Source organism: Microcoleus sp. BROC3 (assembly GCF_036702515.1).
In the GTDB taxonomy this organism is placed as follows: domain Bacteria; phylum Cyanobacteriota; class Cyanobacteriia; order Cyanobacteriales; family Microcoleaceae; genus Microcoleus.
The window spans coordinates 1-14,713 of sequence record NZ_JAUBTQ010000004.1; the positions used below are offsets into that span (position 1 = coordinate 1).

General features: G+C 47.6%; 8 protein-coding genes. 5 read left to right on the forward strand and 3 right to left on the reverse strand.

Annotated elements, in window-relative coordinates:
• Window positions 1–97 (reverse strand): transposase-like zinc-binding domain-containing protein (locus tag QUB30_RS33760; RefSeq protein ID WP_445300465.1); only part of this gene is annotated, 97 nt, incomplete at its 3' end.
• Between the two features lie 368 nt (window positions 98–465).
• Entirely contained in the window at window positions 466–879 is a 414-nt protein-coding gene (gene tnpA / locus QUB30_RS03420; protein WP_333329087.1) for an IS200/IS605 family transposase, read from the reverse strand.
• Window positions 880–941: 62 nt separating this feature from the next.
• Here tnpA and QUB30_RS03425 point away from each other — a divergent pair, with 62 nt between their 5' ends.
• From QUB30_RS03425 to QUB30_RS03435, 3 genes are all read left to right on the forward strand, one after another.
• A complete protein-coding gene (locus QUB30_RS03425; protein ID WP_333329090.1) occupies window positions 942–2,192 on the forward strand; it encodes a transposase in 1,251 nt (416 codons plus the stop codon).
• A 975-nt stretch (window positions 2,193–3,167) separates the two neighbouring features.
• Entirely contained in the window at window positions 3,168–7,763 is a 4,596-nt protein-coding gene (locus tag QUB30_RS03430) for a response regulator (protein WP_333329093.1), read from the forward strand.
• A 296-nt stretch (window positions 7,764–8,059) separates the two neighbouring features.
• Complete coding sequence (locus tag QUB30_RS03435; RefSeq protein WP_333329096.1) at window positions 8,060–10,156, forward strand: WD40 repeat domain-containing protein; 2,097 nt, start codon at window positions 8,060–8,062, stop codon at window positions 10,154–10,156.
• Window positions 10,157–10,420: 264 nt separating this feature from the next.
• Here QUB30_RS03435 and QUB30_RS03440 read toward each other — a convergent pair whose 3' ends face one another.
• A complete protein-coding gene (locus QUB30_RS03440) occupies window positions 10,421–12,094 on the reverse strand; it encodes a glycosyltransferase family 39 protein (protein WP_333329099.1) in 1,674 nt (557 codons plus the stop codon).
• A 74-nt stretch (window positions 12,095–12,168) separates the two neighbouring features.
• Between QUB30_RS03440 and QUB30_RS03445 the strand changes: the two genes are divergently transcribed.
• Both QUB30_RS03445 and QUB30_RS03450 read left to right on the forward strand, forming a co-directional pair.
• Window positions 12,169–13,665 carry a hypothetical protein gene (locus QUB30_RS03445; RefSeq protein ID WP_333329102.1) on the forward strand — a complete coding sequence of 499 codons (1,497 nt, stop codon included), beginning with the start codon at window positions 12,169–12,171 and terminating at the stop codon, window positions 13,663–13,665.
• Window positions 13,666–14,032: 367 nt separating this feature from the next.
• The gene (locus QUB30_RS03450; protein ID WP_333329105.1) at window positions 14,033–14,461 is read left to right on the forward strand and encodes a DUF4347 domain-containing protein; all 429 of its coding nucleotides are present in this window, start codon (window positions 14,033–14,035) and stop codon (window positions 14,459–14,461) included.
• Window positions 14,462–14,713: the final 252 nt, after the last annotated feature.

Consider the following 14,713-nt stretch of genomic DNA (forward strand, 5'->3'; position numbering starts at 1 on the left):
CTCGACATTTGTAGTTTTGTTTACCATGCCGAGTCTGACCGTTACGACTAACTTCTTCGGAGCCACAATTGGGGCAAGAATTAATTTCTACTGTCATATCACCAATGGCAAACACTTCTCTGTAATAGTAGCTTAAGTTTACTCCATCCTTTCCTTCAGGGCACTACCGGAATTAATATTACCCACAGTCAAGACACCGCGAACACCTAAGTCCCTACAATTAATCGGGTTAGGGACTTAGGCTCTCGCGGTGTCCTCGGTATCATAAGAAGTGCAACTGGAAACGATATTATTTACACTCGGCAAAATAGCTTTTGGACTTAGAAAGTTTTTGCGGGCAAAACTAAACGCGCCAGTCCGCTCTCTCCCCAATATTTTGCAGCTATAGCGCGTCGCGTGAGAACCCCGGTCTTTCAAGCCGGGGATGAAACGCAGTCGTAGCCTGATAGCTACGAGTGTTCCATATTATTTATTCCTCTGCTCTTCAATATATTTTCTTACAGTTTCGGTTGAGACGTTGCCAACACTACAAACAAAATAACTGGGAGTCCACAAAGTAGGCAATTTTAATAATTCAGGAAACTCTTTCCTCAAGTAACTGGAAGCTCTGCCTTTGATTCTTTGCATGACAAAACTGGCGGAATCAGTCGGCTTAACGTTAACCAATAAATGTACGTGATCTGACATAATCTCCAAAGCAATAATCTTCCATCTGTTTTCGGTCACTACCTCAAAAATAATTTCTTGTAGCCGTTCCGCGATTTTGCCTACCAGGACAGCTTTACGACGTTTCGGAATAAAAACAAAGTGCATATTGATTAGTGAAACGGCGTTACTCTCGTGTCGGTACTCTAAATCCTTTTTCGACAAACTCGCCATAACAATGATTGACTCCGTTGATCGATCGTGTATAATCAACATATCACATCAATGAGGCTTAAATGTTTGGATGCCAACAAATACTACTCAATCCCGACCAAAAAGTTAAAGCAGTTTTAGAGTATATTTGTCAAGAATCGAACAAGCTGCACAATTGTGCAGTCTACTACGCTCGTCAAATATATTTCAAAGCTAATCTCTGTGTGCGTCCGTTTGACATAATCAACGCTTTGAAACGCAACCCTCATTACGGAGCTTTGTGCGCTCAAGCTGCTCAACAGACCTGTGGAGCTGTTGGTGAATCGGTAAAATCGTTCAAGGGATTAATCAAATCGTTTTGGGATGGCAAGCTTGAATTCAAGCCAAAATTCCCCAGTTACCGAACTCCTGGCGGATTTCATTTAATAGCTTATCCGAAGCAAGCGCTGGGAAAAAAGTTGATTGACGGTCAAGTTTCAATTCCTCTCGGTCAAAAAGTAACAGCTTGGTTTGGACTGAAGAATTTTCAGATTCCCATGCCTATCAACTTAGACTATGCCGACATTCGAGAAATTAGAATTCTCCCCAGGAATGGCTGTTTTTACGCCGAGTTCGTTTATAAAATACCCAGCGTTCAAACTGTTACAGACAATCAAAAAGCTTTAGGTATCGATCACGGTATTGATAACTGGCTGACTTGCGTTAGCAACTCAGGGACAAGCTTTATTGTTGATGGCAAGCAATTGAAGTCGGTTAATCAATGGTATAACAAGCGAGTAGCCACTCTGATGGAGGGCAAGCATAACGGTTTTTGGTCGCATCAATTGGCGCGACTGACCGAAAAACGAAACCGTCAAATGCGTGATGCCGTGAATAAAGCAGCTCGCTTAGTCATTAATCACTGCATCAAGAATGGAATTGGTGTTGTCGTCTTTGGGTGGAACAAGGGGCAGAAAAATTCTGCCTGTATGGGCAAAAAGACAAACCAACAGTTTGTTCAAATCCCTACGGCACGATTGAAAAACCGTATTGCTCAACTGTGCGAACAATACGGTATTAAATTTGTCGAAACTGAAGAAAGTTACACGTCTAAAGCATCATTTGTAGACCGTGATTTTCTACCTACAATCGGTGAAAAACCCGATGGGTGGAAGGAAACGGGTAGACGGGTAAAGCGCGGTTTGTACCGGACGGGTCTAAAGAATTGGTACATCAATGCTGACTGCAATGGGGCTGCCAATATTTTAAGAAAAGTAGCGACGATGTTAGGGCTTGACCTTGACGGAGTTGGTAGGGGCGAATTGACAGCGCCTTCAAGAATTGCCTTTTGGTAGTTTCTTTAGAATCTCCGTGGCTTTAGCCCGGAGAGTGTCAACAAACGCGAACTGTTTTGAGTTCGATCGCCCGTTTCTTTTGAAAATGCCGATCGTCAGGTCATAACTGGTAGGTAATAGGTTGTGCATAATAGGGAAGTGAAGTACCTATACTCTCCCGCTGACGCGGTACAGCCCGGGCTTCGCATTTCATCCGCCGTTGCCAGAGATCGGGACTTCCGAAGCAGTTCGTACCCTGTATCGTGGTCTTACACAGCGTCCGGAGGTTTGACAACTCGTGCCCTCACTCCCACAGTGCCGAAACACGCGATCGGACAGACTCCCTGCTTCCCAAGGAGTTTGTTGTTTATGTACCACATCTCTTGGATTTACGGCTATTGCCGACCAGCTAGAGATATTCCGGCGTTGCACAATTGGAGGATGATGCTTGTGGGGTGTCCCGCCTGCTTTGAAAATATATCGGACGGGCTCATGGGCCCATCCCACAAAACAATCAAAATCATCCCGCCATTATGCAACGCCGATATTCCTTCCCCGAGATCTGTTCTTTTGCTAGGTAAGCGTGTCATCCCTACATGAGCCTGTCTGTCCGATCGCTCGGGCGGGTCAACAACCATTTGTACTAAATCGGATTTCCTTAGCGAGGAATCTGCGGGGTGCGCTCGTTTCGTCGTCCTTCCTTTCCAGGAGTGCGAACTACGCCCAAGAACACTCCTGGAGGATCTGGCTCGACTTTCATCCACGCCCTAACTAAGAGTATGGTGTGGGGATTCTGGTCTGCCTAGCTAAAGGTGTGAAAATACTATACTGACTGTGGGGGGCGACATACGCGATACCTTGGAAAAACCCTTGGTATTTCCAACTCAGCCCACAACAGTCAAAACACGCAGGCTTTGCGATCGCCAATGCTAAACAACCTACGTCTCAAACCTCCCCTGGCTAGTTGCCTAGTAGCACCGTGAGGAGGGCGACGCCATGCAACTCCGAAAAAAAACACTATTAATCATCGGTGCAGCGCTAATCAGCCTGATTGTGGTTCTCTATGCCACTGCATCAACCATTTTGCTGCACGATTTTCACAACCTGGAGGCACAGTACGTCCGCCAGGATGTCGCGCGGGCTTTGGACGCATTAGATGACGACTTGTCGAATTTAGACACCAGCGCCCAAGATTACGCCGAGTGGGACGATACTTACTCTTTCGTAAATACACGGAACGAAAATTTTGTCAAGTCAAATTTCGTCGATTCGACATTTATTTACTTGAGACTAAACTTATTGGTGCTGCTCGACTCCAGCGGTCAGACGATCTTCAGCAAAGGTTTCGACCTGAAATCCCAAACCGAACTCCCGATTCCCGAAAGCTTAAAACAGCACTTGACAGACGCGCTGCGAGACTCCTCAACAGTCGGAGGATCTCGCCTCTCCGCCAAAACAGGCGTCCTCACCCTGCCAGAAGCCACGCTGCTGATTGCCTCAAAGCCCATCTTTAACAGCAACGCCCAAGGCCCGCCGCGCGGGACACTGATCCTGGGACGCTACCTCGACAGCAGCGAAATCGGTTTGCTTTCAGAACTAACTCACCTGTCAGTGGATTTTAGATTGCCGAGTTTGGATTTTAAAGTCGGAGCCGCGAACTACTCCGGCCACGGTGCCAAGTCGATGGCTCGATCGAGGCAGGAGTTGGAAAATGTCAAACTCAAAATTTCCAACCTCAAATCAGTAGAAATTTTAGTCGAGCCGCTCAGCGACACCTTAGTCGCAGGATACGCCCTGATTCGCGACATCCACGGCAAACTAGCCCTGCTGCTGCGAGTAGAGGCAGACCGCATCATCTACCGCCAAGGTCAGGCTACCTTGGAGCTGTTTACCTTATCAACACTGGCAGTAGGTTTAATATTTAGCGCGATCGCCCTGCTGTTGCTAGAAAAATTAGTCTTGGCGAGATTGGCTTCCTTAAGCACCAGCGTCAGCAACATCGCAGCCAACGGTGACCCAGACTTGCGGGTTCATATAGCCGGAGCAGATGAACTCGCAAGCTTGGCCGACACCATCAACCGAATGCTAGAAGCATTAAGCAATTCTCAAGTCGAACGCTTAGATAGCGAAGACCGCTATCGGTTGATGGCCGAAAACTCAACCGACATGATCACCAGACACAACCCCCAGGGCGTGTTGGTTTACGTATCGCCCGCCAGCCGCGCTTTGCTGGGATACGAACCTTCAGAACTAATCGGCCACGTCCCCAACGATTATTTTCACCCCGACGATTTAGAAACGATCGCCAAAGCTCACTGGAAAGTCTTGGCCCTCCCAGTTACTTACACCGTCAGCTACCGCATCCGCCGCAAAGACGGCAAATACATTTGGTTTGAAACCACCGGCCGCACGATTCGCGATCCCGAAACCGGCGAAGTGCAAGAAATTATCGGCATTTCCCGCGACATCAGCGCGCGCAAGCAAACAGAACAAGAACTGCGAGAAAGCGAAGCTGCAATTAAAGCTTTGTACCAAGTGACTTCGGCTCCACGTACAGACCCGTTCAACCGCCTCTCTACCTTTGATTTGCGCCTCCAAGAACTGCTGGCAATGGGATGCCGGCAGTTAAGCCTGTCCGTGGGAATTTTGTCCCGCATTCAAGGCGACAACTATCAAATAATGGCTGTTGAGTGTCCCGATGGGTCGATCGTGAAAGAACAAATCTATGATTTGGAAAAAACCTTTTGCGTCGCTACGGCAATGGCAAAAGAACCCATCTACTTTGAGTCGGTGAGGTTTTCGGGTTTATCCTTCAACACGGACGATCCAGCCTTCAAGATCGAAGCTTACATGGGCATTCCCGTCACAGTGGCAGGTGAAGTTTACGGGACTCTGTGCTTCTTTTCTCCAACTCCTTTGGCAGAACCGTTCCGATTTGTAGACAGAGAGTTGGTAAAACTTATGGCTCAATGGGTGGGAAGCGAACTCGAACGCCAGCAAACAGGCGTTGATTTGGCAAAAGCTCGCGATCAAGCACTCGCTGCTACCAGAGCTAAAAGCGAATTTTTAGCCACCATGAGCCACGAAATTCGCACTCCGATGAATGGAGTCATCGGCATGACGGGTTTGCTACTGGATACCCGCTTAACTCGCGAACAGCGCGATTTTGTAGAAACTATCCGCAGCAGCGGCGATGCCTTGCTGACACTGATCAACGATATTCTAGATTTCTCGAAAATTGAGTCGGGCAAATTGGACTTGGAGGAACATCCATTTGACATCCGCACTTGCATTGAGGAATCCCTCGATTTGGTAGCTGCCAAGGCGGCAGAAAAAAAACTGGAATTGGGTTACTTGATCGATCGTTCCGTACCCGTAACTGCGATCGGCGACAGCACCCGCTTGAGGCAAATTTTAATCAACTTGCTCAGCAATGCCGTTAAATTTACCGAAGCTGGAGAAGTGGTGGTTTCGGCGACTGCCAAAAAGATTTCATTGCCGGTGGCCAACGCTAAAGAACCGCTAGCAATTAACGGCCAACCACTAACACTTCACCAAGTATACGAAATACAATTTGCAGTCAAAGATACCGGTATCGGCATTCCAAGCGATCGTATGGATCGGCTGTTTAAATCTTTCAGCCAGGTAGATTCTTCAACGAGTCGGCACTACGGCGGTACCGGATTGGGTTTGGCAATTAGCAAGCATTTGGCCGAAATGATGGGTGGCAGGATGTGGGTGGAAAGTATGGGTAGTCTGGCGGGCAATCCTCCCGCAGATTTTATAGCCACAGTTTTTGATGTGGAATGGGGAGAATCTTGCGAAATTGCCGAAAAATATTGCTCTGGGAAATCTTTACTCAGCAACAAGCCGAGCGGCCAAAATCTCACATCCGTTGGCTCTACTTTTTATTTCAGCACGATCGTTTCTGGCTCCAACAGTTCCTTGCCCGTTAACTTGAGCAATTCTCAACCTGAATTAGCTGGCAAGCGAGTCTTAATTGTCGATGACAATGCTACCAACCGCCAAATTCTGACTCTCCAAGCTCAGTCTTGGGGAATGGTGGCTAGGGCTTCAGCTTCGGCTCGTTTGGCTTTAGATTGGCTAGCTGCTAAAGAGGAGTTTGACTTGGCAGTTTTGGATATGCAAATGCCAGAAATGGACGGGTTGGCTTTAGCTGCGCAAATTCGCCAGTATCCTAATTGCGAAAAGTTGCCGTTAGTCATGCTAACTTCGATCGGCAGGCAAGAAATTAACACCCCTGGGATTGAGGTGGATTTTGCTGCTTTTTTGAACACGCCGATTAAACAATCTCAGCTTTACAATGTTTTAATCAATATTTTTGGGGAACAGCCAACTGAAATTAGAGTGCAGCGCAGCAGCGGGCCTTTTTTGCAAAGCATACCTGTGCTGGCCGAGAAGTTACCCCTGCGGATTCTTTTGGCTGACGATCATTTGGTGAATCAGAAAGTGGCTTTGCAAATTTTGCAGCGGATGGGGTATCGCGCGGATGTGGCGGGAAACGGTATCGAAGTGCTCCAAGCTTTGCGCCGCCAGCCTTACGATGTGGTGCTGATGGACGTGCAAATGCCGGAAATGGACGGTTTGGAAACTACCCGCCGCATCCGCGAGCAATTTTCAGGAGATTTCACCTTAGAAAATCCCAGGGGAGAATCAGAAGTTTCCGCAACAGAACAGGAATCTAGTAATCTAAACTCGACAAATAATCCCGCGGGAGAATCAGAAGTTTCCGCAACTGACGAGGAATCTAACAATCGAAAATCCCAAATCGAAAATCCCAAATCGACTGACGAGGAATCTAACAATCGAAAATCCCAAATCGAAAATCCCAAATCGACTGACGAGGAATCTAACAATCGAAAATCCCAAATCGAAAATCCCAAATCGACGAGGCCTTGGATTGTGGCGATGACGGCAAATGCGATGCAGGGCGATCGCGAAGAGTGCATGGCTGCTGGGATGGACGATTATTTGAGCAAGCCGATCGAAATTGAGGAATTGGTTCGAGCTTTGAGCGCGTGTAAATCTCGCTCAAATGGGGAGTTCGATCGCCCGCAGCCGATTTTTGGTGTCAACTCGCAAGCCGAACAGATAGGAGGAACGAGTGAATTAGAAGTGCGACCGAATGGGGCTGTTGCGGGAAATCAACAACTGACAATTCCCAATTCGCACGCAGTCGTCGGGTGCGGTGAATCAAATCTCGATCGGGCTTTGTCAGATAGCCGCGATTCCCTGAGTGCCAAGATTATAGAGGGGCTGCGAGAAGTGGAAGCTTTGGACGAGGCGATCGAGATTTACCTCGAAACAGCTCCCGAACTGCTGCGAGGTATCTCTATGGCTCTGTGCAACGCCGATCCGCTGGCTTTGCGGCGATCGGCTCACTCTTTGAAGTCGATTAGCGGTACTCTCGGTGCTTTTCGCTTGTTTGAGCTGTGCGAGGAACTCGAAATCATGGGGCGCATCGGAACAGAGGCGAACAAGCCTTTATCAACTCCAGCCTGCGCGCTTTTAGAACAGGTTGAGGCGGAGTATCAAAGAGTGGAAACGGCCTTGAAAATAGAAAGGCAGTAAGCTAATGTCCAGATAGATTTCCTGTTATGTTCCAGAGGGGGAAAAGGGGAGAGGGGGACAATTTTTGACGAATAGGTCATAGGTCATTAGACAAGAGTGCAAAAATAGCTAGGACGGGAGCACAGGCCCGTCCGAAAATTTGATTAAAAAAACTGTTGCAAGAGGTCTATTGAAATATACAATTTAAAAGCACAACAGCTTATGATGTTCCAATGACAGTAGATGACTTTATGTCGCACGCGGTTAGTGTCAGATTCGCTATTTTTGCGCCCTAGAGCCAGAATACGAGCAATTTAGTGAGTATAGTTAAACAATTACCAGTTCCAGTAGAAATAATCAACAGCCCACCTGAGTTAAAGCAAAATTTAACAGATGGGAATCAGAGGCTCAATCAACTACAGCCAAAGGTATTAAACATGAGAACTGTGAGATGGTTTTTTGGTGTGGTGGCTCTGTTCATGGTGTTTAGAGCCTGTTTTTTTAGCGGGAAGCGAGTCAATCCAGCTAATCAGCAACTGTATCAAACTAATAATTTAGCAAATCCCATCCTGGAAACTGCTGTTTCCGATCGATTCCTTAAAGCCGCCTTGAAAGACGCCGTGGAAAACCCGAACGGAGGATTCAAACAGCTAAATGCTTTAGGCGAGACGACATTCGACATTCGACCACAAAGGATAGCTGCACCGAAACCAGCCAACAACGCAACCCTCACCGGGCATAGCGGTGTGGTCGCTAGCGTCGCATGGAGTCCCGATGGCAAAACATTGGCTTCGGCTAGCGGTGACAATACCATCAAACTGTGGAACCTGCAAACCCAAAAAGAGATAGCAACCCTCACCGGGCATAGCGCTGCGGTCACTAGCATCGCATGGAGTCCCGATGGCACAACATTGGCTGCGGCTAGCGATGACAAAACCATCAAACTGTGGAACCTGCAAACCAAAACACTGAGCGCTACCCTCACCGGGCATAGCGATCGGATCAATAGCATCGCATGGAGTCCCGATAGCAAAACTTTGGCTTCGGCTAGCGATGACAAAACCATCAAACTGTGGAACCCGCAAAGCCAAACACTGAGCGCTACCCTCACCGGGCATAGCAAATCGGTCAATAGCGTCGCCTTTAGTCCCGACGGCAAAACTTTGGCTTCGGGTGGCTATGGCAACACCCTTAAACTGTGGAACCTGCAAAGCCAAACACTGAGCGCTACCCAGACTGAGCATGGTTGTGGTTCGGTCAGCAGCCTCGCCTTTAGTCCCGATGGCAAAACTTTGGCTGCGGCTGGAGGTTCCACCATCCAACTGTGGAACCTGCAAAGCCCAACACTGAGCGCTACCCTCACTGAGCACAGCTATTCGGTAAGTAGCATCGCATGGAGTCCCGATGGCAAAACTTTGGCTTCGGGTGACTATGACAACACCATCAAACTGTGGAACCTGCAAAGCCAACCACTGAGCGCTACCCTCACCGGGCATAGCCAGGGAGTCTTGAGCATCGTCTTGAGTCCCGATGGCAAAACTTTGGCTTCGGCTAGCGGTGACCGCACCATCAAATTGTGGAACCTGCAAAGCCAAGAAGAGCTCGCTACCCTCACCGGGCATAGCAGTTGGGTCAAGAGCGTCGCATGGAGTCCCGATGGCAAAACTTTGGCTTCGGCTAGCGGTGACAATACCATTAAACTGTGGAACCTGCAAACCAAAAAAGAGCTCGCTACCCTCACCGGGCATAGCAGTGTGGTCACTAGCGTCGCATGGAGTCCCGATGGCAAAACTTTGGCTTCGGCTAGCGATGACCACACCATCAAACTGTGGGACCTGGAAACCCAAAAAGAGTTAGCTACCCTCAGCGGGCATAGTAAATTGGTCATTAGCATCGCCTTTAGTCCCGATGGCAAAACTTTGGCTTCGGCTGGCTATGACAAAACCATCAAACTGTGGGACCTGGAAACCCAAAAAGAGTTCGCTATCCTCACCGGGCATAGCCAGGGAGTCTTGAGAGTCGCCTTTAGTCCCGATGGCAAAACCTTGGCTTCGGCTAGCGGTGACACAACCATCAAACTTTGGAACCTGGAAACTCAAACACTGAGCGCTACCCTCACCGGGCATCGCGGTTTCATCTTGGATGTCGCCTTTAGTCCCGATGGCAAAACCTTGGCTTCGGCTAGCGGTGACAAAACCATCAAACTGTGGAACCTGGAAACCCAAAAAGAGCTCGCTAACCTCTCCCGCCATAGCGATGGGGTCAATAGCGTCGCCTTTAGTCCTGATGGCAAAACGTTGGCTTCGGCTAGCCGTGACAAAACCATCAAACTGTGGTACCTGCAAAGCAATTTAGTAAATGCCATGCTGGAAACTGCTGTTTCCAATCAATCATTAGACCTCTTGCAAAAATAGCCCGTCCTACCTAGTGGGATTACTCATCAAGGGGAGCATCTCAATGAAAGCAGCTAAGCTAGAAATTGGAGTTTTGAGGCCCGAGGCTGCGGGGCAGGAGGCAGAAGGAAAGAGGAAGAAGGAAGAAGCCAGAAGAAGTGTTTTTACAAATATGAGATGCTCCCTCATCAAAGGAGCTCGAGCAAGCTATTTGATAGGTTGAGTCGATCGAGTCATCAAATAGCTGGTGACGCACCCTACAATAACTGAGGACTAAAGTCCTCACTACAAACCCTTTGATTTTTTAGTTACTAACACCCAATCGTCGGCTGTTTTGACAATCTCAGCATTGGGCAAATCTAGATGTTTTAAAACTGGTTTTTCTAACAGAAAATAAGGTCGATCAAGAGTTTGCCATTTCTGTTTGAGTGTCGGCCCGTCGGCGACAATAACTTGGCGGTTGCTGTAAAAATTCAGCGAGGGACGCGGTAAGCGGTGAGAAGTAAAAACCTCCTGACCGGCCGGAGTTCCTGTGCGGACAATTTCGGCGATCGGCTTAACTGGATAATCCTCTGCCAGTTCCCAAACCCAGTTATCCGAAGCGACCAATACCAACAGCGTCAGGTAAGTTCCCCAAATTAAAACTAATATAAACTGCCGGTCTTTGCGGTGCAGCAACACCGCCGCCAGTGTCATTGTCAAAGCTACAAACATCAGCATTAACTGCAAATCTCGCTGGGGGGAGAGATTGCGCCCTCCCAGCGGCAATCCCGATCCGAAATACAGGAAACCGGCGACAGCAACTACAGCCAGTATTGCCAAAATCGCAGGATGAGGCAAAAAAGAAATAGCATCAAAATGTTCTTCTGCTTCATCTTTGACCGGCTCAGATGGCACCGACAGTTGCTCCCAAACTTCAGCGAGATAACTGCCAACGGCTAGAGCAAAAGCTGGATAAAGTGGCAAAACATACCAAGGCAATTTAGTATTCATCACAGAAATAGCCAGCAAATATACTCCAGTCCAAACCAACACTAATTTTGGCCCTGGAAAATTGCGATTTTCCCAACTAAAATACAGCCCTTGCAGATAAAATAACTGCCACGGCCAAGCTGATTCTAAAATTTCTAACAGATAATACCAGGGCGGGCCTTTGTGATTGCCCACAGGTTCCCAAATGCGACGGAAAGATTGGCTAACTAAATTAGCGTTGATAAAATCTTGGCCGTAGTGCAGCCACTGGGCAAAATACCAAGCAGCTACGGGGAAAGTTCCGATCGCCAATCCGCCCCAAAGATACCCAGAAGTGAGGAGTCGCGGTGTATCCCAAACCAGGAAAAAAAAGCCGATCGCCCCCAGCAGCAGCCCCAACATGACCCCTTTAGTCAGGCAAATGAGTCCGAACCCAATCCCCGCCGCCAAAGCGTAGCGCAAGTCGCGGCGCGATCGCAGCAAACACCACACTGCTGCGAGCAAAAAAAACAAAACTGCCCCGTCCAACATCGCCAAACGTCCGTGCCGCACTACCGGTAGCAGCGTCAGATAGACGAGGGCCGAAAAAATGGAGCTCGAACGCTGCGGAAACAACTCCCTCCCAATCGCGTAAAGCAGGGGTACTGAAGCGGCCGTCAGCATCGCCGGTACCAACCTCGCCGTCAATTCGCTGACGCCACCGGCGGCAAAACACAGCCCCATCAGCCAGTGTACCAGCGGCGGCTTGTTCAAATAAGGCATTGTGCCGATCGTCGGATACAGCCAATTTAAGTTGCCGCGCCAAATTTCGCGGCTTACCTGCGCTGCAATGCCTTCATCCCAATCCCGCAACGCCACGCCACCCAGATTCAGCCCGAAAATCAGCACTGCAGCCAACAAAAAAGCCAGCATCCACAGTCTGTCTGTAAAGCTGTCATTCCAGCGATTTTTCGGTTTGCTGCCCAGGGATGGAAAGATTTCTGACATAAGTTAAGAGAGTTATGAGCGTCCCAAACTGAAGGTAAACTTAGATAGCACTTATTTGCGACTAGGAAAATACCATGAACTTGCCTGTAATTATAGATATTATCATTGGCTTAGTATTTATCTACCTGACTTTAAGCTTGCTAGCTTCGGAAATTCAGGAACTGATTGCTACTGTTTTGCAGTGGCGGGCGGAACATTTAAAGAAGTCGATCGAAGTGCTGATTTCTGGCGGCAGCGAAGGCGTGAAAGATCCGGTGCAATTTCAGCGAGTCGGAAAGTTGGCTAATTCGATTTACACCAATCCGATTATCAAGGATTTAAATCAGGGAGCGAAAGGGATTTTAGCAGAGGGAGTCCGCGCTGTTACGCACCGCATGGGGGATTTTTACCGCCTAGTTACTGGCACTAAAAATGTTTTCGGCAATAAATCAAGTGGGCCTTCTTATATTCCAGCAGAGTGTTTTTCTGCTAGCCTTTTGGATACTTTAAAGATTTATAGTCTGATGGGTTCGATCTCTAAAATCCGATTGGAAAGATTTAAAAACTTACAGTTGGCACAAATTAAAGTGATTGGAGAGGGTCTGACTCTGCCGGAGTCTACTAAACCGATTATCGAGCAAGAATTAGGCTGGCTGACGGCGGAGTTTAATCGAGTGGTTGAAGATTATAAAAACGATTTGGGAAGTTTGAACAACAGCTTGGATCGGATGTCGGAAAAGTTAGGATTTTATATTAAGGATTCTCAGGTTTATCTGCCCGAAACCGAGTTAGGAGGTAGAGAATTTCAGAGGCAGATGGCATTTGTTAAGGCTAGTTTTGATAGCCAAGTTGAACGGGAGGCGCTGCGCTCGCAATTGCAACCGAGTTTGAGCAATCTGTTAAATACTGTTAGGAAACTTAGGACAAGTCAGGATACGATAGCAGAAATTAGGGAGGAACAAGAGGACAGTCCGATTTACCAACAAATTCAAGAAACCTTGGACAATATGCCAGAATCTTTGAAACGCAGCCTTTATATTTTAGCGCAGCGCGCTGAAAAAGGTGGCGGAGATACTCAAGAGCAGTTGCAGCGGTTTCAGCAAGAAATTGAAATTTGGTTTGACCAATCGATGCAGCGTGCTTCTGGCGTTTACAAGCGGAATTCCCGAGGGGTAGCGATTTTGCTCGGAACTGCGATCGCTGTCGCTGCTAATGCTGATAGCATTAATATTATTAATCGGTTGTCTAAGGATTCGATGCTGCGATCGACTGTTAATTTGTACGCTCAGCAGTTGGTGGAAAAAAATGCTAAGGCTAAATTAGATAATTTAACAAGTCTGAGAAAAGTTCAAAATGATGTAGATATAGCTTTGGATAGGGTAGCTCTGCCTTTTGGATGGAGCGAACCGAACAGGTTAGAACTAGATACCAAGGGGAATTTATTGTTCCCGGCTTTGATGGCAAAATTGTTTGGTTGGATATTGAGCGGCGTAGCTATTTCTATGGGTTCAGGTTTTTGGTTCGATTCGCTCAACAAGATTATTAATATTCGCAATGCAGGGAAGAAACCGCCATCTTCCACAGAATCTTGAGCTGTGGAGTTTCCCCGCCAATCAACTAACTGTTATACCATTTTAGATTTTATATTTTAGATTAAAAAATTGGCAATGACTGATAAATATCGAGGTTTGAAGCACCCGCCTGCAGTTGGATTCTTTTTTTAAAGTGGTGTCACGGATAGGATATAGGATCGCTCGGTAATTGCGGGTGTGCCGGTACTAGGGGAAAACACGCAGAATATAAATTCCGTGCGATCGCGGATGGCAGTCCAGCCAAAATAGGCCAAACTGATAGATAGGTGAAATAAGAATCAGCGAAATAAACAAGGTCAACGGCAGTTTCTGAGGATCTGACTCCAGGGGTATATCTACCACTAAACACCTTTTTGGAGGACAGAATATGTTCACTTCTATGACGCTAACCAATCCCGCCTCGGAATACCGCAATCCCCTATCCAAGAGCTTTGTATTCAATGACTCCAGTCTCCATGAGAGTGGATATTTTGTCTCGGAGATTTTGGCTGGTGAAGAAGTAATTTTACTTAACTCCAACTCTCAAGGCATCCAGCAAATTACCTCGGCACTTCAAATATATGCCTCTATCCTGAGAGAGATTGACAAAGTTCGCACAATTTCTAACAGTAGCTCGGGCAAACGGCAATTAGGCTCTGTTATCCTCAGTTCAGATGACCTCGAACCATACAAAAGTCAATTGCCACAATGGGACAGTTCCCTAAGTAAAAAAAGCGGACTTGGTTCGTGTTATGCCGATCGAAATAGTGACACACTCGGCAAAGGCAGCGGGCGCGATCGACTGTTTGCTAATTAAAGAGTGATCCAATTGAGGGTGTAGAGCGTGCTGAGGGAGACTGGTCTGAATCCAATTGTAATGAGGGGACGCAGGCGCGATCCAAATCAACGATTTGATTTGACTGAATCTGCAATCAGATCAAATCCCGCTGAATAATTCTAATCACGTTTGTAGTGACGAGAGCAGTCCTCAAAGTGCCTGCGCCACCGAACAAAACACGTGATTACCAGCGATTAAACTCCTCTTAATATCAGACTGTTTTGAGTCTTA

What these genes read in the sequence shown, in the direction of transcription:
- tnpA (WP_333329087.1), bottom strand. Translation starts at nt 879, where the DNA reads ATGGCGAGTTTGTCGAAAAAGGATTTAGAGTACCGACACGAGAGTAAC.
- QUB30_RS03425 (WP_333329090.1), top strand. Translation starts at nt 942, where the DNA reads ATGTTTGGATGCCAACAAATACTACTCAATCCCGACCAAAAAGTTAAA.
- QUB30_RS03430 (WP_333329093.1), top strand. Translation starts at nt 3,168, where the DNA reads ATGCAACTCCGAAAAAAAACACTATTAATCATCGGTGCAGCGCTAATC.
- QUB30_RS03440 (WP_333329099.1), bottom strand. Translation starts at nt 12,094, where the DNA reads ATGTCAGAAATCTTTCCATCCCTGGGCAGCAAACCGAAAAATCGCTGG.
- QUB30_RS03445 (WP_333329102.1), top strand. Translation starts at nt 12,169, where the DNA reads ATGAACTTGCCTGTAATTATAGATATTATCATTGGCTTAGTATTTATC.
- QUB30_RS03450 (WP_333329105.1), top strand. Translation starts at nt 14,033, where the DNA reads ATGTTCACTTCTATGACGCTAACCAATCCCGCCTCGGAATACCGCAAT.